We start from the raw sequence: 22,420 nt of genomic DNA on the forward strand, positions 1-22,420 counted from the left end.
ACCGAGGAGACCACCGTGAGCGCCACCGTGGAGACCCCGCCGACCGCCGTCGCGGCGGCTCCGGCCCCCGGCGCACCGGTTGCCGGCCGGGGGCGCGGCCGCCGGCGGCTGACCGACGCGCTGCTGCCCGCCGCGGTGCTCCTCGCGCTGATCGGCGTCTGGTACGCGATCACCTACCTGGTGCTCGACCCCACCCGGCGCTTCCTGATGCCGGCGCCGCACACGATCGTCACCGACGCGCTGTTCGACGGCCCGACCATGGAGAAGATCGGCGAGGCCCTCGGCCGGACCATCACGGTCACCTTCGTCGGCCTGCTCATCGCCATCGCGATCGGGATGGTATGGGCCATCGCCATGAGCCAGAGCCGCACGGTGGAGCGCTCGCTGTTCCCCTACGCGGTGGCGCTGCAGTGCGTCCCGATCCTCGCGCTGGTGCCGCTGATCGGCTTCTGGTTCGACTACGGCTTCAGCTCCCGGGTGATCGTCTGCGTGATGATCTCGCTGTTCCCGGTGGTGTCGAACACGCTGTTCGGGCTGCAGTCGGTCGACCGCGGCATGCACGAGCTGTTCGACCTGCACGGCGCCGGCCGGGTCACCCGGCTGGTGAAGCTGCAGCTGCCCGCGGCGATGCCGGCCATCTTCGCCGGCTTCCGCATCTCCGCCGGGCTGTCGGTGGTCGGCGCGATCGTCGGCGACCTCTTCTTCCGCAAGGGCAGCCCGGGCCTCGGGGTGCTGCTGAACAACTTCAGCTCCCGGCTGCAGGGGGCCGAGCTGTTCCTGACGATCATCGTCGCCGCTGCGCTGGGCATCGCCGTCTTCGCGCTGTTCGGCTGGCTCGGCCGGATCGCCGTCGGCCGCTGGTACGACCAGAGCCGCGACGCCGCCTGAGCCCGGCCCGCCGGGCGACCCCTCGTCCCGACGGTCCCGGCGCGGGTCCCGCAGCGACGGTGTGGCCAAGTCGTGATCGACCGCGAGCGCCGTTCACCACGGTCACACGCAGCCGAAACAGTCACCCCAGAAGGTGAGCCCAGTGGCTCTCCGGCCCTCGCAGCGCACTCCCCGGCGCTGCCGCCCAGCCCGCACCACCTCGGGGTCGCGCACCACCCGCGGCCCCGAGCAGCGCCCCGGTCCGGAGGCGCTGTCGGCCATCCCCCAAGGAGTACGCGTGCGCACACCCCGCACCACGATCGGCATCACCCTCTCGGTGGCCGCAGCCCTGGTCCTCACCGCCTGCGGCGGCGACGACGACGCGTCGGCGGCGCCCTCCGGGGACGTCGGCAGCACCGACCTCGCGGCCGCCGGCTGCCCGGACACCGTCGTCGTCCAGACCGACTGGAACCCCGAGGCCGAGCACGGCGGGCTGTACGAGTCACTCGGCGACGACTACGAGATCGACGCCGGCAACAAGGTGGTCAGCGGCACGCTGATCGACGCCGAGGGGGAGAGCACCGGGGTGACGCTGGAGATCCGCGCCGGTGGCCCGGCGATCGGGTTCCAGACGGTGACCTCGCAGCTCTACGCCGACGACTCCATCACCATGGGGTACATCGCCACCGACGAGGCGATCCAGCTGTCGGACAGCCAGCCGACGACCGCCGTCCTGGCGCCGCTGGAGAAGTCACCCACGATGATCATGTGGGACCCGGAGACCTACCCGGACGTCACCGGGATCGCCGACCTCGGTGAGACCGACGCCACCGTCCGGTACTTCGACGGGTCGGCGTACATGGCCTACCTCACCGGCGCCGGGATCCTGAAGCCGGACCAGGTCGACGGCTCCTACGACGGCACCCCGGCCGGCTTCGTCTCCGAGGGCGGCGCGGTAGCGCAGCAGGGCTTCGCCTCGGCCGAGCCCTACATCTACAAGAACGAGGTCGACGCCTGGGGCAAGGACGTCGAGTACGAGCTGGTCTACGACGCCGGCTTCCAGCCCTACCAGTCCTCGATCTCGGTGCGGACCGACGACGTCGAGGGCATGTCCGGCTGCCTGACCGAGCTGGTGCCGCTGATGCAGCAGGCCGACCTGGACTACCTCGAGGACCCGAGCCGGGTGAACGAGATCATCCTGGAGCTGGTCGAGGAGTACGACACCGGCTGGGTGTACACCCAGGGCGTCGCCGACTACTCAGTGGAGACGCAGGCCGAGCTGGGCCTGGTCGGCAACGGTGACGACGACACGCACGGCAACTTCGACACCGCCCGCGTGCAGACGCTGATCGAGCAGACGACGCCGATCTTCACCGAGCAGGGCACCGCGCCGCTGGCGGGCATCACCCCCGACGACCTGGTGACCAACGAGTTCATCGACACCTCCATCGGCCTGAAGTAGCCGCACCCCACCTGCGCCGGCCGTCCCCCCGCGGGGCGGCCGGCGCAGTGCTGTCCCCACCGCGCGGTTTCGCGCGTCTTCCCACGGCGCGGTTTCGCGCGTCTTCCCACGGCTCTCGGGCGCGGGCGGGCCACGCTGGGGACGACGTCCCGGGGCGGCCGGTGGGCGCCCCGGGACGTCGGGGTCAGGCGCCGTCGACCTCGGCGCGCAGCCGGGCCAGCCGCTCGTGCACCTGGGTGACCACCTCGGTCGCCTCCGGGTCGCAGAGCCGCGCGCCCTCGGCGGCCTGCCGCCCGCCGACCCACACCGACTGCAGGTTGCGCAGCGAGCAGGCCAGCACGTAGGTGCCGTAGGCGTCCCAGACCGGGCCGGTGTCCGGGTCGCGCGGGTCGACGACGAGGAAGTCGGCGTACCGACCGACCCGGAGCGTGCCCACGTGGTCGTCGATGCCGAGCACCTCGGCCGAGCCGCGGGTGTGCAGCTCCAGCACGTCGCGGACGGGCAGCGCGGTCGGGTCGCGGTGGGTGGCCCGCACCAGCGCCAGCCCGGTCCGCATGTTGCTGAACGGGTCGCTGACGTCGGTGCAGGACTGGTCGTCCAGGCCCATCCCGACCCGGATGCCCAGTTCCCGGATCCGCGGGATCTGCGCGACCCCGGACGCCAGCCGACCGTTGCTCATCGGCTGCCAGCTCATCCCGCAGCCGGCCTCGGCGGCCACCTGCAGGATCTCCTCGGTGGTCTGGATGAAGTGCCCGAACACCAGGTCCGGCCCCAGCGCGCCGGCCTCGACGTACCAGGCGAACTTCGACCGCTGCAGCTCGACCTCGTGCGCGTTCTCCAGGAAGTGCGGCTGGTTGAGCAGCCCGTGCCGGCGCATGGCGGCGACCTCGAGCTCGGCGGTTTCCCGGTCCGGGCCCCACTGCACTGCACCGCTCACCGCGACCCCCAGGTGCAGGTCCCGGTCGACGGAGGCGGCCAGCGCGACCACGTCGTCCAGCTGGGCCAGCGCCTCCCGCCGCGGCACCCCGCCCTGGCCGAGCATCACGCTGTGCACGTGCCGCAGCCCGGCGTCGGCCTTGGCCCGCAGCTGGGCGTGCTGGCGGTCGGTGTCGGGCAGGCTGGCGGCGAACCGGGAGACGCCGGCGGACACCTTCTCGAAGGCGAGCCCGGCGTCGGTGAAGTCGAAGGCGGTGGTGATGCCGTTGCGGAGGAAGTCCTGGGCCCCGTGCCGGGTCAGCCAGTACATGTCCTCGGTGCCGGCCGGCATCGTGTACCGGGTCATCGCCTCGATCCAGCCGTAGAGCGCCTGGTCCGTGCCCAGCCCGCGGGAGCCGGAGGTGAACAGGTGGCTGTGCGCGGAGACGAAGCCGGGGCCGACCAGCGCCCCGCGGACGTCGAGGACGTGGGCCGGGTCGAGCCCGGCGACCACCGCGGCGGGCGGCTCACCGGGCTCCACGGCGGTCAGCCGGCCGTCGTCCCCGACGGTGAACCAGCCGGTGAACGGGTCGGGACGGTCGGGGTCCAGGGTCAGCAGGACGGCGTTGCGCACGAGGAGTCGGGTCACGGCCGGACGATGCCTGCCCGACGTTGCACCCCCGTGACGATCGCGTCTCCACGTGCCGCCACCGTGCCGCTTCTTGTCGCCTCATGTCGCGTCGCCCCGTCCGGGCTCACCGCGCGTGCTCCTGGCTCACGGTCTGCGGTGAGCCAGGAGCACCGGGGATCAGGTCACCTGATCCCGGGCCCGGGGGCGGTCAGCTCGGGAGCCAGCGGCCGGTGACGAGCTCGGTGTACATCCGGCGCAGCAGCAGGCTGTTGCGATCGGCCTTGGCGTGCGCGTTGAGCCGCGCGGCCAGCGGGAAGGGCGAGGGCAGCCGGTTGAGCAGGTCGGCGTCCTCCTGCTCGACGACGTCGTCGAAGGCGATGATCTCGGCCGCGGGACGGTCGGCCTCGGTGTCGGTGCGCAGCACGGTCTGGATGATCGTGCAGCGCTCGTCGTCGACCGGGGTGATCGCCTTGAGCATCACGTGGCCGAGGCCGTCGGGGTAGGTGATGTGCAGGGCCATGAAGAACGGCAGGTGCACCTGGCTGACCGTCGAGCGCACGGTCGACCCGGTCTCGCCCGGCCGGGCCGCCACCGGCACCTCGCTGCGGGTGACGAACCCGTAGGGGGTGCGCTCGAGCTCGGCCTCGGTGAGCTCGGCGTCGTCCGGGTTGCCGAAGGTGTTCCGGTGCACGAAGGCCACGTGCCCGGGGTCGACGTTGTTCTCCACGAGGTGCATCGCGGTGCAGTCGAAGTCCCACTGCTTCTCCGGCACGACCCGCCAGCCGGCGGCGCCGTACTCCGGGACCTCGGGCAGGTCGGCCAGCGGGCCGCCCTCGTCGTCCCCGGCCAGGCAGACCCAGACCATCCCGTAGCGCTCCTGCGCGCGGACCATGGTCAGCCCGCTCTTGGTGGGGTGCGGCGCGGTGGGGAACTGCGGGATCCGCTGGGTCAGGCCGTCGGCGTCCCACTCCCAGCCGTGGTACGGGCAGACGAGGTGGCAGTCCTTGACCCAGCCCATCGACAGCGGGGCGTCGCGGTGCGCGCAGCGGTTCCACGCCACGCTCACCGGACCGCCGGGCACCGGCCGCCAGAGGACCAGCTCCCGGCCGAGCACCGTGCGCTGCACCGGGCCGTCGGTGACCGCGTCGCTGAAGCAGGCGGCGTACCAGAACCGGCGGAACACCGGGTGCTCGGAGAGCACGAGGTGGTCGGGGCCGTGGTGGGTGGTCTCGCGGGTGGTGGTCGGGTCGGGCTGGGTGAGGGTCATGCGCGGGCCTTCCTGCTCCCGGGCCGCTCGCGCCGTCCGCGCGGCCCTCGGACGCCCGCGAGCGTGCCGCCGGGGTGTGTCGCCACCGTGACGTCGCCGTGACGAGTCTTCTCGCGCTGCTCATCCCGGGGAAACGCAGGCCCGCGACGGTGTCCGGGTGGACGACCTCGCGCAGCGGCTCCGGACGGCACTGGGGGACGACGCCGTCTCCGTCGACCCGGGGGTGCGCCGGACCGCCTCCACCGACTGGGCGCACATGTCGCCGGTGCTCACCGCGCGGCTGCCCGCCGGGCTGGCCGACGTGGTCGCCTTCCCCGCCGACCCGGGGCAGCTCGCCCGGGCGGTCGCCCTCGCCCACGACGCCGGCGTGCCGGTCACCCCGCGCGGCAAGGGCACCGGCAACTACGGGCAGGCCATCCCGCTGCGCGACGGGCTGGTGGTCGACCTGACCCGCGCCCGCCGGGTGCTCGACGTCGGCGCCGGCTGGGTCACCGCCGAGGCCGGGACGCCGTTCGTCACGCTGGAGGCCGCCGCGCGGGCGACCGGCCAGGAGCTGGCGATGTTCCCGTCCACGGTCGGCAGCACGCTGGGCGGCTTCCTCGCCGGCGGCGCGGGCGGCACCGGCTCGATCGAGAACGGCTGGCTGTGGAGCGGGTTCGTCACCGCGCTGGACGTCGTGCCGTGCACCGGCGCGGAGGAGCTGGTGCACCTGGCGGGTCCCGACACCGGTCCGCTGCTGCACGCCTACGGCACCAGCGGGGTCATCGCGACCGCCACCGTGCGGCTGCGCCCGCGCCGGGACTGGACGGCGCTGTTCGCCTCGTTCGACCGCTGGACCGACGCGGTGGCCGCCGGGCTGGCGCTGATGGCGTCCCTGGCGCCGGTGCCGCGGCTGGTGTCGGTCGACGAACCGGGGATCGTCGCCGCACTGCCGGCCGACCCGGGCATCCCGCGCGGCCGGACCAGCCTGCGGGCGATCGTCGACACCGGTGTGCTGACCGCCGCCCGGCAGGCCGTGACGGCGGCCGGCGGCGTGGTGGAGGAGGTGCGCGCCGGGGGAGCGGGGCTGCTGACGTCGCTGTCGTTCAACCACGCCACGCACCGGGTGCAGAAGACGCGGCCCGGCCTGGCGCACCTGCAGGTGGGCGCGCCCGCCCTGGTCGAGCGCGCGGACGAGGTGCGCGCCCTGCTGCCGGGCGCGCTGCTGCACCTGGACGGGCTCGGTGGACCGGACGGGCCGGAGTTCGTCGGCCTGCTGCTCACCCGGTACACCGGCGAGGAGGCGCTCCGCGGGGCGATGGACGCGCTGCGCGGGATCGGCGTCCACGTCAGCGACCCGCACACCTGGGAGCTCGCAGAGCCGCTGGACGACGTCCGCCGTGCCGCCGCACGGTACGACCCGGCCGGCCTGCTCAACCCGGGCAAGCTGCCCGCCGCCGTCCCGGCCCGGCCCGTCGGCTGACCGGTACGTCCGCGTCGGGGGACCCCGGGTCGTGCGCCCCCGGCGTGACGAGTGCGTTACGTCCTGCGCACCCCCGTGGACACGTCGGTGGCGGCCGGGCAGGGTCGGGTTCCTCCCCGTTCGGCCACACTGTCGACGGGTCTGGAGAGGGCACCCCGCATGACCATCCCCGTGATCGACCTGACCCCTGCCCGCACCGGCGCCGACACCACCGACCTGGTCGCCCAGCTGCACACCGCGATGAGCGAGGTCGGCTTCCTCCAGGTCGTCGGCCACGGCGTCGCGCCCGACCTGGTCGCCGCCGCGCACCACTCGATGGACCTGCTCGACCAGCTGCCGGCGGCCGAGCGGCGGGCGCTGATCCGCCCGTCGGTCACCGAGCGCGGCCTCAACGAGCGGGTCGACGACCAGGGCCGGGTGCTCGGCCGGACGTTCAAGTTCCTCCGCTACGACGACCTCGCCGAGGCCGTCGCCGACGGCGGCGTCGCCGGGCACCCGGACTTCTTCGCGCCCAACGTCTGGCCGGCCGGGCTGCCGGTCTTCCGGGAGACCTGGCGCAGCTACCTCGACGAGGCGCGCCGCGTCTGCGACCTGATGATGGGCCTCGTCGCGCAGGCGCTGGGCATGCCGGCCGACCACTTCGACGCCGCCTTCGCGCACTCCCCGACGCTCACCGCGGTCAACTGGTACCCGCCGCAGCCGGTGGACGTCGAGCACGACGCGACGATCCTGCGGCCGCACCCGGACTCCGGCGGGCTGACGGTGCTGCACCAGTCCGGTGACTACGAGGGCCTGGAGGTGCTGCGCCCGGACGGCAGCTGGACCACGGTGCCGATCATCGAGGGCGCGTTCGTCATCAACATCGGGCAGCTGATGAGCCAGTGGACCAACGGCGTCTACCCGGCCACGATCCACCGGGTCGTCGCCGGCCCCACGACGGCGAACAGCCGCCGCTCGATCGCGGTGTTCCACCTGCCCGACCTGGACACCGTGGTCGAGCCGCTGCCCAGCACGGTCGGTGCCGAGGGGCCGCGCTTCGCGCCGGTGAGCGTCCACGACTGGCAGCAGCAGTTCATGGCGCGGTTCGTGCAGGCCGAGAAGTACGCCGAGCCCGCCACCGTCTGAGGAAGGACCCCCCTCCTCCCCACCCCTCGCACGCTCGGGGCGGGCCCCTGGAGGGGGGCCTCAGCGGCGGGCGGCGAGGAGGGTGCGCAGCTCGGAGACGACGTCGGTCTCCGGGCGGCTGACCAGCACCCCGTCCCGGACGACGACCCGGCCGCCGACCACGACGTGCCTCGGACGGCGGCCGGGCGCGGCCCACAGCAGCCCGGCTACGGGGTCGGCCACCCCGGCGTCGGCGACCCCGGTGACGTCCCAGCACACCAGGTCCGCCCGCGCCCCGACCTCGAGCCGGCCGAGGTCGGGCCGCCCCAGCCCGTCCGCGGAGCCACGGGTGGCCCAGCCGAACACCTCGCGCGCGCTCACCGGCCGGCCGGCCAGCGGCGCCACCTGCAGCGCCAGCCGCGCGTCGGCGAGCAGGTGCCCGGCGTCGTTGGAGCCGCCGCCGCTGGTGCCCAGCCCGACCGGGACGCCGGCGTCGGCGAGCGCGGCCATCGGCGCCACGCCCCACCCCATCGGCAGGTCGCAACCCGGGGCATGGGTGGCGCTGACCCCGGCCGCGGCCAGCCGGACGACCTCGGCGTCGGTGACCCCGCACAGGTGCGCCAGCGTGACGTCGGGGGCGAGCCAGCCCCACGCGTCGAGCAGCTCCAGCGGACGCCGGCCGTGGCGCTCGGCGGCGACGACCACGTCGACCTGCTCGTTGGCCTGGGTGCGCCGGCGCAGGCCGTGCGCGGCGGCGACCTCGGCCATCAGCCGGAAGGTCTCCTCGCCGTCGCTGTGCACCCCGGCCGGGCCGACGGCCACCTGCAGCACGCCGTCCGCGGTCACCCCGCCGTGCGGCACCAGCGCCTGCGCGACCGCCGCGGCCGAGGCGGCGGCGGTCGCGGCTTCGTCCCGGGCGCTGCCGCGCACGAACGCCACCCGGGCCCCGAGCTCGCGGGCGGCCGTCGCCGTGGCCGTCGCGATGCCGACCCCGTCGTCGGTCCGCGGCGGCCAGGTGAGGTGGTGGTCGGCGACCGTCGTCACCCCGCACAGCAGCGCCTCGGCCAGCCCGGCCGAAGCGGCGGCGTGCGCCAGCTCGTCGTCCACCCCGACCGCGGCGTAGGCCGCCGCCATCGCCGGCAGCCACTGCGCCATCGGGACGCCGCGGGTGCCCGGCAGCGTGCGGAAGGCGGTCTGCAGGAGGTGGTGGTGGGCGTTGACCAGGCCGGGCGTGACCACGCAGCCGGTCGCGTCGAGGGTCTGGACCGGGTCGGGCACCGCGCCCAGGCCGGCGACCCGGCCGTCGTCGCCGCAGTCGACGTCGACGCCGACCAGCTCCTCCCCGGTACCGGTCCACACGGCCAGGGCACCCGTCACGGTCAGCACGCCGACGACCCTGGCAGCCGCGTGTTCCGCGCGGGTGACGTCTGGAATGCGGTCGTCACGGCGGCGCAACGACCGGCCCCTAGCGTCCGCAGCCGTGACCGCCCGACTCCTCACCGAACTGTCCGCCCCGGCCCTCAACGCCGCCCTCGGACCGGACAGCGTGGTCGTGCTGCCCACCGGGGCGCTGGAGCAGCACGGCCCGCACCTGCCGGTGGCCACCGACCTGATCACCGCGCAGGGCTTCGCCGAGCGGGCCGTCGAGCAGTTCGGCGACGAGCTGGACCTGTGGCTGCTGCCGCCGCTGGCGTACACGAAGTCCAACGAGCACGCGTGGTCGGCGGGCACGTTCTGGCTGTCGGCGGCGACGCTGACCGCGGTGCTGGCCGACATCGCCCGGTGCGTGGCGAAGACCCCGGCCCGGCGGCTGGCGTTCCTCAACGGGCACGGCGGCAACTCCGCGCTCCTGCAGGTCGCCGCCCGCGACATCCGGCTGGAGACGGGGCTGCGCACCTTCACCCTGCACCCGTCGCTGCCGGCCGACCACGGCGGCGAGAGCCCCGCCGACGAGCTCGGCATGGGCATCCACGGCGGCCTGGAGGAGACCTCGCTGCTGCTGCACCTGCGCCCCGACCTGGTCGACATGAGCCAGGCCGACCGCTGGGTGCCCGAGCACCTGGCCGGGTACCAGCACGTGCGGTTCGGCGGCTCGGTGTCCTTCGGCTGGTCCTCGGACGACTTCGGTCCCAGCGGCGTGATCGGCGACGCCCGCGGCGCGACGGCCGCGCGGGGCGAGGAGCGGACCAAGGCGATGGTCGCCCACCTCGGCGAGGCCTTCGCCGAGGTGGCCCGCTTCGACCCGTCCCCGCGATGACCCGGCTCGCCGGCCGGCGGGTCGTGGTCACCGGCGCCGCCCGGGGGATCGGCGCGGAGATCGCCCGCACCTTCGCCGCCGAGGGCGCCCGGCTGGCGCTGCTCGACCGGCTGGACGACGAGGTCGCGCAGGTCGCCGCCGAGGTGGGCGGCCGCGGGTACGCCGTCGACCTGGCCGACGTGGCCGCCACCCGCGAGGTCACCGGGAAGGCGGTGGCCGAGCTGGGCGGGGTCGACGTGCTGGTCAACAACGCCGGGGTGCTGCGGTTCGCGCCGCTGCTGGAGATCGACCCGGCGGAGTGGGACGAGGTGTTCGCCGTCAACACCCGCGCCATGCTGGTGACCACCCAGGTCGCCGTCCGGGCGATGGCCGCCGACCCGGTCGCCGGGGTCCGCAAGATCGTGAACATGGCCAGCATGGGCGGCAAGGCCGGGGGAGCGGGCCAGGCGCACTACGCCGCGTCCAAGGCGGCGGTCATCGCGCTGACCCGGGCGTCGGCCGCCGAGTTCGGCCCGCTGGGCATCACCGTCAACTGCCTCTGCCCGGGCTACGTGCTCACCGAGATGGGCGCGGCCACCCGCACCGCGGACGACGTCGCCGCCTGGTCGGCGCGGTCGCCGCTGGGCAGGCTCGGCGAGCCCCGGGACGTCGCCCGCGCGGCGCTGTTCCTGGCGTCGTCGGACTCCGACTACCTGACCGGCGACGCGATCAACGTGACCGGGGGGATGATCACGCATTGACCGCACGCAACAGCTGGGGCCTGACCGCGGACGCCGTGGACCTGCGCCGGCCGGCGCTGCCCGAGCGGCCGCTCCAGGTCGCGGCCCTGCCGCAGCGGCTCACCCTGGACCTGGCGCGCACCGCGGTCGTCGTCGTGGACGTGCAGAACGACTTCTGCGCCCCGGACGGCTGGCTCGCCTCGATCGGCGTCGACGTCTCGGGTGCCCCGGTGGCGGCGCTGGAGGCGACGCTGCCGCGGCTGCGCGCCGCCGACGTGCCGGTGGTCTGGCTCAACTGGGGCAACCGGCCGGACCGGGCGAACCTGCCGCCCGGCGTCCGGCACGTCTACGACCCCGACGGCGCGAGCACCGGCATCGGCGACCCGCTGCCCAACGGCTCGCGGGTGCTGGAGCTGGGCTCCTGGTCGGCCGCGGTCGTCGACGGGCTCACCGTCGACCCGGGCGACCTGCACGTCGCCAAGTACCGGATGAGCGGCTTCTGGGACACCCCGCTGGACTCCGTGCTGCGCAACCTGCGGGTGGACACCCTGCTGTTCGCCGGGGTCAACGTCGACCAGTGCGTGCTGGCCACGCTCGTCGACGCGGCCTGCCTCGGCTACGACGTCGTCCTGGTCGAGGACCTGTGCGCCACCACCTCCCCGGAGTTCTGCACCCAGGCGACGCTGTACAACGTCCGCCAGTGCTTCGGGTTCACCACCACCGCGGCCGAGCTGCTCGCCGGCCTGCCCGTCTGAGAGAAGGAGCCCCCGTGGCCACCGCCCCCGTCGTCAGGTCCCTCGCCGACATCACCCCGCACCACATCGGCGACAACCGCACCGTGAAGCTCGCCGTGCTCTCCGGCCCGGCCGACGGGTCGGGCACCACCGTCGTGCTGGAGATCTGGGAGCCGGGCGGCTCGCAGCCGGACAACTCGCACGAGGAGTCGACGGAGACCTTCGTCGTGCTCAAGGGGACGGCGCGGGCGCACAGCGACGAGCACGTCGCGGACCTGGGACCGGGTGACGTCATCGTGCTGCCGGCCACGTCGGTGCACCACATCGTCAACTCCTCGGCCACCGAGCGGCTCTACACGATCACCGTGATGGAGAACGACGGCGGCTTCGCCGACCTGGTGCTCACCGGTCCGGAGGCGACCTTGGACGACGCGGACGCCGCCGTGCTGAACGCCGTGCTCGTCCGGGCCTGACGCCGGTGCTCGAGGGACCGCAGGCCGCCGAGGTCGAGCGGGAGGTCCGGGCGGCGGTGGCGCGCTACGAGGCCGCGCTGGCCGCCGACGACCTCGCCGAGCTCGACGCGCTGTTCGCGCCGGGGGAGTCGACGGTGCGCGCGGACCCGGCCGGCGTGGTGGTCTCGCACGCGGCGATCAGCGACTACCGCCGCGGCCGGGGCGGCGCCCCCGCCCGCGAGATCACCGCCCTGCACGTGCGGGTGCACGCCCCCGGCGTCGCGACCGCGCTGGCCGAGACGCTGCGCCCGGACGGCACCCGCGGCCTGCAGACGCAGGTGTGGGAGCGGGGCGCGGCGGGCTGGCAGGTGCGGGTCGCGCACGTCAGCTCGACCCCGCCGCCGGACGGCGCCGACCCCGGCCTGTCCCGCAGCGACCCGGCCACCTGGCGGGTGACCGGCTCTCCGCTGGTCGCCCCGACGGGCACCGGGCCGCTGGACGGCGTCCGGCTGGCGGTCAAGGACCTGGTCAGCGTCGCTGGGCAGCAGGTCGGGGCGGGCAACCCGGTGGTGCTCGCCGAGTCGCTGCCCGCGGCCGCGCACGCCCCGGTGCTCGCCCGGTTGCTGGCGGCCGGCGCCCAGGTCCGCGGCATCGCCCGCACCGACGAGCTGGCGTACAGCCTGTCGGGCACGAACGTCCACCACGGCAGCCCGGCCAACCCCTGGGGCGCCGGACTGGTGGTCGGCGGCTCCACCAACGGCCCGGCCAGCGCGGTCGCCCGCAGCAGCGCCGACGTGGGGCTGGGCACCGACACCGCCGGCTCCATCCGGGTGCCGGCGTCCTACTGCGGCCTGCACGGGTTGCGGCCCACCCACGGCGCCGTCCCCCTGACGGGCGTGCTGCCGCTGGCGGCCAGTTTCGACACCCTCGGCTGGCTGACCCGGGACGCCGGCCTGCTGCACCGGGTCGCCGGGGTGCTGCTGCCCGACGCCGCGCCGGTCACCTCGCTGCTGCTGGCCGAGGACCTGCTCGCGCTGGCCGACCCGCCGGTCGTCGCGGCGCTGGCCCGGGCCGCCGCGGAGCTGTCCGCCGCAACCGGGCTGCCGCTGAGCACGCAGGAGTGGACGACGCCGGAGGAACGGGAGCGCTGGTTCACCGCGTTCCGCACCGTGCAGGGCGCCGAGGCCTGGGCCGCGCACGGGGCGTGGATCACCGCGCACCCCGGCGTGCTCGGACCGGGAGTCGCGCAGCGGTTCGCCGACGGCGCCGCGGTGACCGCCGACGCCCTGGCCGCCGCCCGCGAGGTGGTCGCCGGAGGGCGGGCGGCGCTGGCCGGCCGGCTGCCGGCGGGGGGCGCGGTCCTGATGCCGGCCGCCAGCTCGACCGCGCCGCCGATCGCCGCCGACCCGGCCCGGAAGGCGGAGTACCGGGCGGCGACGCTCCGGCTCACCTGCCTGGCCGGGGTCGGCGGGCTGCCGGTGGCCGTGGCCCCGGCAGCGCTGGTCGACGGACTGCCGGTAGGACTGGCGGCGGTGGGCGCGGCCGGGTCCGACACGGCGCTGACCGCGCTGCTGGCCGGCTGGGACCGCCGGCTCACCCCGCCGGCGTGAGACCGGTGCGGCGGCTCAGCGCCGGGCCGCGACCGCGCGGGCGCTGGGCGGGGTCAGCCCGCGGGAGGTGAAGAAGCTGTCCCCGAGCTTGCCCGGGTTGAGCAGCCCGTACGGGTCGCAGGAGGTCTTCAGCGCGACCACCTGGGCGGTGTCGCCGACGAAGCCACCCTCCTCCACCACGTAGCTGTGCGGGTTGAGCACCGTCATGCCGAGGCCGCGGCAGAACGCGATCAGCTCCTCCAGCGCGGCCTCGTGGTCGGGCAGCCCGACCAGCGGGGTGATGCCGAGCGGCCGGGTGGTGCCGGCGGAGACGGCGAACTCGATGTGCTGGAGGAACACCCCGGGGTAGCGGCTGCGGAGCGCGGCCACCTGGGCCAGGAAGGCGGCCCGCTCGCCGGCGTACTCGCACTGCAGCCAGGACGACGCCGGCTCGGCCTTGCGCGCCCACAGGATGGTGTGGCTGAACGGGAACTGGCTGATGTGCGGCTTGGCCGCCCAGTCGACGGTGCGCCCGCCGGCCGCCGTCACCAGGTCCCGCAGGTCCTCGACCCGGTCGCTGTCCACCCAGACCAGGGCGACGTCCTCACCCGGCTCGAACAGGGCGGTGATCGGCGTCAGCATCGCCGCCCCGACCGCCTCGTGCACCGAGCACAACCGCACGTGCACGTCGCCGGAGACCAGGTCGTGCGCGAAGCCGGCCAGGGTCGGGAAGTCGCGGAAGGCCACCACCAGCGGCGTGTAGTCGCGGGCCGGGACCAGCCGCAGCTCGACCCGGGTCAGCACGCCGATGGTGCCGTAGGTGTGCAGCACCGGCCGGACGTCGTCGCCCTCCAGCCGGACGGTGCGCGGCTGCTCCTCGACGGTCAGCAGCTCGACGGCCAGCACGTTGCCGTCCCACAGGTCGCCGTGGGCGGCGCCGCCCAGCCCGCCCGACCCGCCGGAGACGAAGCCCGCGGCGGTGGAGATCCGGTAGGTGCTCGGCATGATCGCGAGCTCCTGCCCGGTGGCCCGGGCAGCGTCCTCGGTGTCCTTGAGCACGGTGCCGGGCAGCACGCTGATCCGCCCCGGGGCCACCTCGAGGACCCCCGCGACGTCCCGGACGTCGACGACGACCCCGCGCTGCAGCGGCAGCGACTGCCCGTAGTTGCCGGTGCCCGCGCCGCGCAGGGTGACGGGGACGCGCAGCTCCGCCGCGGTGGCCACGCAGGCGGCGAGCTCGGTGACCGAGCGGGGCCGCAGCACGGCGTCGACCGTGGTGTCGGCCAGCGCGTTCTCCAGCACGGGGGAGTACCAGGAGAAGTCGCGCAGCCAGGCGCTGGCCGCCGGACCGCCCGGGATGACCCGGTCCGCGCCGAGCAGGTCGGTGAACTCGCTGACGGTCATGTCGTCCTCAGACCAGGTCGGGGGAGTCGGGGGCGTAGGCGATGAGCTGCAGCCGTGCGCCGGAGGGCTCCTGGACGAGCGAGCTGCGGGCCTTGGCGGCGGCGAGGTCGAACGGCGGCCGCAGCTCGGTGCAGCCGGCCGCGACCAGGACGGCGTGTGCGGCGTCGACGTCGGGCACCCGGTAGGCGACGTGGTCGAGCTCGCCCCGCCGCTCGTCGACCTCCATCAGCTCGAGCTTCGTGCCGGCCGGGTCGGCGAGCACCGCGATCCGGCGGCCGGTGACGACGTGGGTGCCCCAGCGCAGCACCCGGTGCCCGACCACCCCGACCAGGAAGGCGACCCGGCCGTCGATGTCGGGCTCCTCGGTGCCGACGTGGTCCAGCACGCCGTCGATCGCGGTCATGCCGGCACCCTGACGTCGCCCGGTCTCCGCCGTGGGTCGGCGCCGTTACGTTCCGGCGCGGACGGCCGGGCCGGGGGAGCCCCGACCCGGCCGTCGCGTCGCGGTGTCAGTCGGCGGGGCCGGCGGCCAGCGTCACCGTCGCGGTGTGCGCCTGGCCGGTGCCGTCGGTCCAGCCCACGGCCACCCGGTCGCCGGGCTCGTACGCGCCGAGGGCGGTGCCCACGTCCTCCGCCGCCGTGACCGTCGTCCCGCCGACGCTGGTGACGACGTCGCCGGCGGTCAGCCCCGCGGTCGCGGCCGGGCCGCCGTCCACGACGCCGGCGACCGTGGCGCCGCCGGTGCCGGCGAGCAGCGAGATGCCGAGGAAGGCCGGGTACCCCTGGTGGACGGTCCCGTCGTCGACGCCGCTGGTGATCCGGTCGGCGATGGACAGCGCGGTCGCGATCGGGATGGCGTAGGCCCGCCCACCGGTGCTCGCGGCGGCGGTGTCCATCCCGACGACCTCGCCCTCGGCGTCGTACAGCGGGCCGCCGGAGTCGCCGGCCTCGACGTCGGCGGCGATGCCGATCAGCCCGGTCAGCTGCTCGGCGTCCGAGCCGCTCTCGTCGGTGGCGGTGATCGACTGGTCCAGCGCGGTGACCGTGCCCGGGGCCGCGGCGGTGCCGGCCTCGTCCCCGGCGTTCCCGACCGCGGTGACCGCGTCGCCGACCGCGGCACCCTCCTGGTCCACCTGGACGGTGTCCAGCCCGCCGGCGTCGGCCAGCTGCAGGACGGCGACGTCGTCGGTCGGGTCGGTGCCGACGACGGTGGCCCGGTAGCTCTGCCCGGTGGACAGCACGGTCACGGTGATGCTCGTGGCGCCCTCGACGACGTGGTTGTTGGTGAGCACCTCGCCGTCGGCGCTGAGCACCATGCCGGTACCGGCGGCCTCGCCGCCCGCGTAGCCGAGCACGGTGGTGACGTCGACGACGCCGACGAGCTGGTCGGCGGTCGCCTGACCGGCGGCGGGGACCGCGCTGGGCTGCCCGGTCCCGCCGGCCGCCGGCCGGCCTGCCTCCCAGGTCCAGCCGTCCCGCCCACCGAGGACGAGAGCCGGGTCCGAGGTGGCCGGTGCGGCGATCGACCGGGCGACGGTGCCGGTGCTGCCGGTGGCGGTGGAGACGCCGAACACCGCGCTCGCCGCGACGCCGGCCGTCGCGAGCGCCGCGATGGCCACCGTCCGGGTGCGCCGGGTCGAGGTCGGGGGAGCGGGGGCTGCTGCTGTCTCGGTCACGGGACCCAGTGGAGTCCCGGAGCGAGTGAGGACCCTGTGCGGCCGCTGCGAGGTCGCTGCGGACGGCGGGCGGGACCCCGATCGGGTGAACCGCGCCCGCTGGCGCTCCAGTGGCGCCCCGGATCAGCCGACGTGAGCTGACAGGCACCACGAGCAGGGGGACGCGATGAGCGAGTGGCAGGGACCCTTCACCGGCATGGAGGCACTGCTGGAGGGGTGCGTGTACGTCGGCGTGGTGGCCGGCGTCGTCGCGACCGTGGCGGGCTGGGTGCTGCACCGCAGGTCCGTCCGCGGGCGCCGGCTCCGCTAGACCCGTTTCTCGGCCGACCCCGCCGGGAGGTCGCCGTTCACGCGTCCCCGACCAGCTCCTCCGGCACGGGGAGCCCGGCGAGCTCGAGCAGCCGTTGCACCGTCTCCTCGACGAAGACGTCCTCGGGGTCGGCGTCCTCGTCGTCGGGGGCGAGCAGCGCGGCGACGTCCCGCCAGTCGACGTCGGTGCCGGTGGCCAGCTGCGCCCAGCGGGCGAACCCGCGGGCCTCGACGTCGTTGTCGACCGGTGCGCTCGCCGCCGGGTCCTCGAAGTAGACGCGGGGCTGGTAGCCGAGGTAGCAGCGGCCGGTCGCGTCGGGGGCGGGGCGGTAGTCGAGGGTCGCGATGTCGCTGTCGTGGATCGTGACGGTCAGCGCGGGCTCGGCCGGCTCGGCGCTGGTCCACGCGCCGCCGCCGTAGGTGAACGTGCCGAACATGCCCATGGCGGAGCAGGTTATCGAGGGGCCGCCGGGGTCAGCCGGCCTGCAGGGAGCCGACCTCCGCGACGTCGTGCGACGCCCCGCCCTCGCACGTCCACCAGCCCGAGCACGCGCCCAGCTGCCGGTGGTGGTCCGGGCAGCGCGGCCACTCCACGCCGTGGTCCCGCAGCGCCGCGGTGACCTCGCCCGCGACGACCTCGTCCGCGTCGGCGTCCAGGCCGGCGTCCCGCTCCGCCGGGGTAGCGCCGGCCGGCACGAACCACTCCTCGTCCTCGACCTCGGCGTCCAGGACGACGCGGCCGGTGACGGTGCCGTCGGTGACGGTCAGCAGGTGGGCGGCGTCGACGGAGCAGCGCCACGGCCGGCCGGTGGTCCGCCGCAGGTCGGCCTGCACCCGCGCGGCGGCCGCCGACAGCCGATCGAGTTCCCGGTCCACCGCCGCAGGCTACGGCGGCCAGAGCGCGCCCGGCAGGGATCGAACCTGCGACCAAGTGCTTAGAAGGCACCTGCTCTGTCCACTGAGCTACGGGCGCTCGCGGCGCAGATCATCGCACCACAGCAGCCGGTGTCCGGGCAGCATGGCCGACGGCGGGCCGACGCCCGCGGGCGGAGGTGTGCGGTGGTGGAGTCCTCGGCGGCGTCCGGTTCCTGGGCCGACGGCGACCGGTACGAGGCCTACGTCGGCCGGTGGAGCCGGCCGGTGGCCCGGCGGTTCGTGAGCGACCTCGGGGTGCCGCCGGGACGGCGCTGGCTCGACGTCGGCTGCGGCACCGGCGTGCTGAGCGCGACCGTGCTCGACCTCGCCGCACCAGCCTCGGTCCACGGCGTCGACCGGTCGGCGGAGTTCGTCGCGCACGCCGCCGCCCACGTCGTAGACCCCCGCGTCACCTTCGGCACCGGCGACGCGCTGACCCTGCCGGTCGACGACGCCGCGGTCGACGTGGTCGTCTCCGGGCTGGTGCTCAACTTCCTGCCCGGCCACCCCGCCGCGGTCGCAGAGTGGCGCCGCGCCGTGGCGCCGGGCGGGCTCGTCGCCGCCTACGTCTGGGACTACGCCGGCGGCATGCAGCTGATGCGGCTGTTCTGGGACGCCGCCGCCCGGGTGACGCTCGCCGCCGGGTCGCTGGACGAGGGCGCGCGGTTCCCGGTGTGCGCGCCCGGACCGCTGGCCGACCTCTTCACCGGCGCCGGCCTGCGCGAGGTCGCCACCGGCTCGGTCGAGGTCCCGACGGTCTTCGCCGACTTCGACGACTTCTGGACGCCGTTCCTCGGCGGCACCGGCCACGCACCGGCCTACGTCGCGACGCTCCCCGGCCGCGACCGGACGGCGTTGCGGGAGGCGCTGCGGGCCGACCTCCCCGTGCGGGACGACGGCTCCATCGCACTGACCGCCCGGGCGTGGACCGTCCGCGGCCGGGTGCCGGGCTGAGCCGTAGCGCGTCGCGACGCCGGGCGGGCGCCGTCGTCCACAGCCGGGGTCGCCCTCCACAGCTGCGCCCGGTGACTTCTCCGCGCCCCCGCCGCGACCGAGGGTGGGTGCACGCCGGCAGCGAGCCGGGGCCTACCTCCTGAGGAGCACCGTGAACGAAACGAACGTCACCGTGATCGGCAACATCGTCACCTCCCCGCAGCGCCACCGGCTGCCCAGCGGGGACAGCGTCACCAACTTCCGGATGGCCTCGACCTCGCGCCGGTTCGACCGGGAGACGCAGGCCTGGGCCGACCACCGCACCTTCTTCGTCGACGTCGAGTGCTGGGACGAGTTGGCCGGCAACGTCTCGCACACGCTGAGCAAGGGCGACCCGGTGCTGGTACGCGGCGAGCTCTACACGCACTCGTGGGACGGCGAGCAGGGCCGGCGCAGCCGCCCCCAGGTCCGGGCGGCGCACGTCGGACCGGACCTGGCGCGGGGCGTCGCCGAGTACCGCCGCACGGCCCGGGTCGCCGTCCCGGCCGACCCGGGCGGCATCGCCGAGGCCGCCGAGGCACCCGGCGACGACGTGCCGCCGCCCGGGGACCCGTACGCCGAGCGGTCCACGGACTACTTCGAGGGGGACGCGGCGTTGCACCAGGCAGACTCCGACCAGCCCGGCGACCGCGAGGCGGTGCCGGTACCGACCTGACCCGCCCGGACTGGGAGGATCGGAGTCGAGAACGCAGGGGGCGGGGCCGGTGCCGTCGCAACGGCCGCCCTGCCCCGTCCCCGCTCGCGACCTGACGGAAGGCTCCGACCCACAGTGGCCCAGTACATCTACTCCATGGTCCGTGCGCGCAAGGCGCACGGCGACAAGGTGATCCTCGACGACGTCACCCTGGCGTTCCTCCCGGGCGCCAAGATCGGCGTCGTCGGCCCCAACGGTGCCGGCAAGTCGACGGTCCTCAAGATCATGGCCGGGATGGAGACCGCCTCCAACGGCGACACGGTGCTGGCCCCCGACGCCACCGTCGGCATGCTCCAGCAGGAGCCGCCGCTGAACGAGGACCTCGACGTGCGGGGCAACGTCGAGGAGGCGGTCAAGGACCTCCGCGCGGCGCTGACCCGCTTCGAGGAGGTCAGTGCCGCCATGGGCGAGCCCGACGCCGACTTCGACAAGCTGCTCACCGAGCAGGGCGAGCTGATGGAGGTCATCGAGAACGCCGACGGCTGGGAGCTCGACGCTCGCATCGAGCAGGCCATGGACGCGCTCCGCTGCCCGCCCGGCGACGCCGACGTGAAGGTCCTCTCCGGTGGTGAGCGCCGCCGCGTCGCGCTGTGCAAGCTGCTGCTCGAGGCCCCGGACCTGCTGCTGCTCGACGAGCCCACCAACCACCTCGACGCCGAGAGCGTCGCGTGGCTGGAGGCGCACCTGGAGAAGTACGCCGGCACCGTCGTCGCCGTCACCCACGACCGGTACTTCCTCGACAACGTCGCGCAGTGGATCCTCGAGCTCGACCGCGGCCGCGCTTACCCCTACGAGGGCAACTACTCCACCTACCTGGAGACCAAGGCCACCCGCCTGAAGGTCGAGGGGGCCAAGGACGCCAAGCGCGCCAAGCGGCTCCGGGACGAGCTCGAGTGGGTGCGGTCGGGCGCCAAGGCCCGCCAGGCCAAGAGCAAGGCCCGCCTCGCCCGCTACGAGGAGATGGCGGCGGAGGCCGACAAGTTCCGCAAGCTGGACTTCGAGGAGATCCAGATCCCGCCGGGCCCGCGGCTGGGCAGCATCGTCATCGAGACCAAGCACCTCACCAAGGGCTTCGGCGACCGGGTCCTCATCGACGACCTGTCCTTCACGCTGCCCCGCAACGGCATCGTCGGGGTCGTCGGCCCCAACGGCGTCGGCAAGACCACGCTGTTCAAGATGCTGGTCGACCAGGACAAGCCCGACGGCGGCGAGGTGAAGGTCGGCGAGACCGTGCAGATCAGCTACGTCGAGCAGAACCGCAGCGGCATCGACCCGAACAAGTCGCTGTGGGAGGTCGTCTCCGACGGGCTGGACCACATCAAGGTCGGCAACGTGGAGATGCCCTCGCGGGCCTATGTCTCCGCATTCGGGTTCAAGGGCCCGGACCAGCAGAAGAAGGCCGGCGTGCTCTCCGGTGGAGAGCGCAACCGCCTGAACCTCGCCCTGACCCTCAAGCAGGGCGGCAACCTGCTGCTGCTCGACGAGCCGACCAACGACCTGGACACCGAGACGCTGACCAGCCTCGAGGGCGCGCTGCTGGAGTTCCCCGGCTGCGCCGTGGTGGTCAGCCACGACCGGTGGTTCCTCGACCGGGTGGCGACGCACATCCTGGCCTACGAGGGCGACTCGAAGTGGTTCTGGTTCGAGGGCAACTTCGACGACTACGAGAAGAACAAGGTCGAGCGGCTCGGCATCGACGCCACCCGGCCGCACCGGGCGACCTACCGGAAGCTCAGCCGCAACTGAGGAAGGACCCCCTCGCCCCCCTCCGCTCGCACGCTCGCGGCGGGGCCCTGCGAGGGGGCCGGCGGGGCCGACGGACCCTCGCCGCTGGCCGGTCTGGAGCGGAATGCTCCGGGCCGGCCGGTGGTGTGTCAGGGGGTGAACCGGCGGACGAAGCGGCGCTGGCCCGGGGTCTCCACCGCCCGCGGCCGGTAGTGCTCGCGCACGAAGGCCACCGCACGGTCGGCCGGGACGCCGTCCAGCACCGCCAGGCAGGCCAGCGCCGTCCCGGTCCGGCCGGTGCCGCCGTGGCAGGCCAGCTCCACCCGCTCCTCCGCCGAGCGCTGGCACACCTCGCGCAGCGCCGAGCGCAGCTCCGCCGGGTCGGCGGGCAGCCGGAAGTCCGGCCAGCGCACCCAGCGCTCCGCCCACGGCACCGGCTCGGGCCGGCGGCCCAGCAGGTAGACGCCGAACTCCGGCAGCGGACCGGCCGGCAGCGGCGCACCCCGGCCGCGCCCGCGCACCCGCCGTCCCGAGGGCAGCGTCAGCACCCCCGGCGCGGACGGGTCCCAGAGCTCGCCCATGCCCGCAGGGTAGGACCGCGTGCTGCCGCCCCGGGCCGGGTAGGGCAGGGTGACCGCCGTGAGGCACACCGTCGCGGTCCCGATGCGCTGGTCGGACATGGACGCCTACCAGCACATCAACAACGTGGCCTTCCTCGGCTACTTCGAGATGGCTCGCGTCGACCTGTTCTTCGACCAGCCCACCCACGACGAGAAGACCGGCCTGCGCCGCGGCATCGTCGTCGCCACGCACGAGATCGCCTACAAGCGCTCGGTCGTCTACGACGCGGAGCCGCTGGAGGTGCAGATCTGGGTGTCGGGCATCCGGGCCGCCGCCTTCACCTGCCACTACGAGCTCTTCGACCACGGGGAGCTGGCCGTCACCGGCAGCACCCTGCTCGTGCCGGTCGACTTCGCGCTGAACCGGCCGCGCCGGCTCACCCCGGAGGAGAAGGTCTTCCTGGACAAGTACCTGGACGACGCCCCCGCCTGACCCCGCCCGCATGGGAAGACGCGCGAACCCACGCGTGGGAAGACGCGCGAACCCGCGCGTGGGAAGACGCGCGAACCCACGCGTGGGAAGGCGCGCGAACCCGCGCGTGGGAAGGCGCGCGAAACCGTGTGGGGAGCGCGCGAAACCGCGTGTGGGAAGGCGCGCGAAACCGCGTGTGGGAAGACGCGCGAA

At 74.8% G+C, this 22,420-nt stretch carries 23 protein-coding genes and 1 tRNA gene; 14 read left to right on the forward strand and 10 right to left on the reverse strand.

Annotated elements, in window-relative coordinates; genetic code table 11:
- Positions 1 to 15 precede the first annotated feature (15 nt).
- Together HL054_RS02920 and HL054_RS02925 are read left to right on the forward strand one after the other, a co-directional pair.
- Positions 16 to 888, forward strand: coding sequence for an ABC transporter permease (locus tag HL054_RS02920; protein ID WP_369137213.1), 873 nt, complete (start codon positions 16 to 18; stop codon positions 886 to 888).
- Positions 889 to 1,165: 277 nt separating this feature from the next.
- Positions 1,166 to 2,329: an ABC transporter substrate-binding protein gene (locus tag HL054_RS02925; RefSeq protein WP_369137214.1), complete on the forward strand. Its 1,164-nt coding sequence runs from the start codon at positions 1,166 to 1,168 to the stop codon at positions 2,327 to 2,329.
- A gap of 184 nt (positions 2,330 to 2,513) precedes the next feature.
- Here HL054_RS02925 and HL054_RS02930 read toward each other — a convergent pair whose 3' ends face one another.
- Together HL054_RS02930 and HL054_RS02935 are read right to left on the reverse strand one after the other, a co-directional pair.
- Positions 2,514 to 3,893 carry an amidohydrolase family protein gene (locus HL054_RS02930; protein ID WP_369137215.1) on the reverse strand — a complete coding sequence of 460 codons (1,380 nt, stop codon included), beginning with the start codon at positions 3,891 to 3,893 and terminating at the stop codon, positions 2,514 to 2,516.
- A 190-nt stretch (positions 3,894 to 4,083) separates the two neighbouring features.
- Complete coding sequence (locus HL054_RS02935) at positions 4,084 to 5,142, reverse strand: Rieske 2Fe-2S domain-containing protein (protein WP_369137216.1); 1,059 nt, start codon at positions 5,140 to 5,142, stop codon at positions 4,084 to 4,086.
- Between the two features lie 157 nt (positions 5,143 to 5,299).
- On the opposite strand from HL054_RS02935, the gene HL054_RS02940 reads away from it, so the two are divergent.
- Both HL054_RS02940 and HL054_RS02945 read left to right on the forward strand, forming a co-directional pair.
- Positions 5,300 to 6,604, forward strand: a complete 1,305-nt coding sequence (locus HL054_RS02940; protein WP_369137217.1) for an FAD-binding oxidoreductase — start codon at positions 5,300 to 5,302, stop codon at positions 6,602 to 6,604.
- A gap of 159 nt (positions 6,605 to 6,763) precedes the next feature.
- Positions 6,764 to 7,729 carry an isopenicillin N synthase family dioxygenase gene (locus HL054_RS02945; RefSeq protein WP_369137218.1) on the forward strand — a complete coding sequence of 322 codons (966 nt, stop codon included), beginning with the start codon at positions 6,764 to 6,766 and terminating at the stop codon, positions 7,727 to 7,729.
- Positions 7,730 to 7,789: 60 nt separating this feature from the next.
- Here the strand turns inward: HL054_RS02945 and HL054_RS02950 are convergent, their stop codons facing one another.
- Positions 7,790 to 9,094 (reverse strand): amidohydrolase family protein, encoded by a 1,305-nt coding sequence (locus HL054_RS02950; protein ID WP_369137219.1) that lies wholly within the window; start codon positions 9,092 to 9,094, stop codon positions 7,790 to 7,792.
- Between the two features lie 94 nt (positions 9,095 to 9,188).
- On the opposite strand from HL054_RS02950, the gene HL054_RS02955 reads away from it, so the two are divergent.
- Genes HL054_RS02955 through HL054_RS02975 form a run of 5 tightly spaced genes read left to right on the forward strand, consistent with a single transcriptional unit; the run spans position 9,189 to position 13,480 of the window.
- Entirely contained in the window at positions 9,189 to 9,965 is a 777-nt protein-coding gene (locus tag HL054_RS02955; RefSeq protein ID WP_369137221.1) for a creatininase family protein, read from the forward strand.
- Entirely contained in the window at positions 9,962 to 10,705 is a 744-nt protein-coding gene (locus HL054_RS02960; RefSeq protein ID WP_369137222.1) for an SDR family NAD(P)-dependent oxidoreductase, read from the forward strand. The genes HL054_RS02955 and HL054_RS02960 overlap by 4 nt, the downstream gene beginning before the upstream one ends.
- A complete protein-coding gene (locus tag HL054_RS02965; protein WP_369137223.1) occupies positions 10,702 to 11,439 on the forward strand; it encodes a cysteine hydrolase family protein in 738 nt (245 codons plus the stop codon). Before HL054_RS02960 ends, HL054_RS02965 begins: the two co-directional genes overlap by 4 nt.
- 14 nt (positions 11,440 to 11,453) lie before the next feature.
- On the forward strand, positions 11,454 to 11,891 hold the full coding sequence (locus tag HL054_RS02970; RefSeq protein ID WP_369137224.1) for a cupin domain-containing protein: 438 nt from the start codon (positions 11,454 to 11,456) through the stop codon (positions 11,889 to 11,891).
- Positions 11,892 to 11,896: 5 nt separating this feature from the next.
- Complete coding sequence (locus tag HL054_RS02975; protein ID WP_369137225.1) at positions 11,897 to 13,480, forward strand: AtzH-like domain-containing protein; 1,584 nt, start codon at positions 11,897 to 11,899, stop codon at positions 13,478 to 13,480.
- A 15-nt stretch (positions 13,481 to 13,495) separates the two neighbouring features.
- On the opposite strand, the gene HL054_RS02980 is transcribed toward HL054_RS02975, so the two are convergent.
- The 3 genes from HL054_RS02980 to HL054_RS02990 form a co-directional block, all read right to left on the reverse strand.
- Positions 13,496 to 14,863 (reverse strand): FAD-binding oxidoreductase, encoded by a 1,368-nt coding sequence (locus HL054_RS02980; protein ID WP_369137226.1) that lies wholly within the window; start codon positions 14,861 to 14,863, stop codon positions 13,496 to 13,498.
- 7 nt (positions 14,864 to 14,870) lie between these two features.
- Entirely contained in the window at positions 14,871 to 15,266 is a 396-nt protein-coding gene (locus HL054_RS02985; protein WP_369137227.1) for a VOC family protein, read from the reverse strand.
- A 106-nt stretch (positions 15,267 to 15,372) separates the two neighbouring features.
- Complete coding sequence (locus HL054_RS02990; RefSeq protein ID WP_369137228.1) at positions 15,373 to 16,539, reverse strand: S1C family serine protease; 1,167 nt, start codon at positions 16,537 to 16,539, stop codon at positions 15,373 to 15,375.
- A gap of 166 nt (positions 16,540 to 16,705) precedes the next feature.
- On the opposite strand from HL054_RS02990, the gene HL054_RS02995 reads away from it, so the two are divergent.
- Positions 16,706 to 16,849, forward strand: a complete 144-nt coding sequence (locus HL054_RS02995) for a hypothetical protein (protein ID WP_369137229.1) — start codon at positions 16,706 to 16,708, stop codon at positions 16,847 to 16,849.
- Positions 16,850 to 16,886: 37 nt separating this feature from the next.
- Here the strand turns inward: HL054_RS02995 and HL054_RS03000 are convergent, their stop codons facing one another.
- The 3 genes from HL054_RS03000 to HL054_RS03010 form a co-directional block, all read right to left on the reverse strand.
- Positions 16,887 to 17,291, reverse strand: a complete 405-nt coding sequence (locus tag HL054_RS03000) for a hypothetical protein (RefSeq protein WP_369137230.1) — start codon at positions 17,289 to 17,291, stop codon at positions 16,887 to 16,889.
- Between the two features lie 31 nt (positions 17,292 to 17,322).
- Positions 17,323 to 17,724 carry a hypothetical protein gene (locus HL054_RS03005; RefSeq protein WP_369137231.1) on the reverse strand — a complete coding sequence of 134 codons (402 nt, stop codon included), beginning with the start codon at positions 17,722 to 17,724 and terminating at the stop codon, positions 17,323 to 17,325.
- A 24-nt stretch (positions 17,725 to 17,748) separates the two neighbouring features.
- Positions 17,749 to 17,821: transfer RNA gene (locus HL054_RS03010), tRNA-Arg, on the reverse strand.
- Between the two features lie 89 nt (positions 17,822 to 17,910).
- Between HL054_RS03010 and HL054_RS03015 the strand changes: the two genes are divergently transcribed.
- The 3 genes from HL054_RS03015 (at position 17,911) to ettA (ending at position 21,196) form a co-directional block, all read left to right on the forward strand.
- Complete coding sequence (locus HL054_RS03015; RefSeq protein ID WP_369137232.1) at positions 17,911 to 18,717, forward strand: class I SAM-dependent methyltransferase; 807 nt, start codon at positions 17,911 to 17,913, stop codon at positions 18,715 to 18,717.
- A 151-nt stretch (positions 18,718 to 18,868) separates the two neighbouring features.
- Positions 18,869 to 19,411, forward strand: a complete 543-nt coding sequence (locus HL054_RS03020; protein ID WP_369137233.1) for a single-stranded DNA-binding protein — start codon at positions 18,869 to 18,871, stop codon at positions 19,409 to 19,411.
- A 114-nt stretch (positions 19,412 to 19,525) separates the two neighbouring features.
- Positions 19,526 to 21,196 (forward strand): energy-dependent translational throttle protein EttA, encoded by a 1,671-nt coding sequence (gene ettA / locus HL054_RS03025; RefSeq protein ID WP_369137234.1) that lies wholly within the window; start codon positions 19,526 to 19,528, stop codon positions 21,194 to 21,196.
- A gap of 128 nt (positions 21,197 to 21,324) precedes the next feature.
- Here ettA and HL054_RS03030 read toward each other — a convergent pair whose 3' ends face one another.
- On the reverse strand, positions 21,325 to 21,756 hold the full coding sequence (locus HL054_RS03030; protein WP_369137236.1) for a protein-tyrosine phosphatase family protein: 432 nt from the start codon (positions 21,754 to 21,756) through the stop codon (positions 21,325 to 21,327).
- A gap of 58 nt (positions 21,757 to 21,814) precedes the next feature.
- Between HL054_RS03030 and HL054_RS03035 the strand changes: the two genes are divergently transcribed.
- Positions 21,815 to 22,228, forward strand: coding sequence for an acyl-CoA thioesterase (locus HL054_RS03035; protein ID WP_369137237.1), 414 nt, complete (start codon positions 21,815 to 21,817; stop codon positions 22,226 to 22,228).
- The last annotated feature ends 192 nt before the right edge of the window (positions 22,229 to 22,420 follow it).

Source organism: Modestobacter versicolor (assembly GCF_041028285.1).
In the GTDB taxonomy this organism is placed as follows: domain Bacteria; phylum Actinomycetota; class Actinomycetes; order Mycobacteriales; family Geodermatophilaceae; genus Modestobacter; species Modestobacter versicolor_A.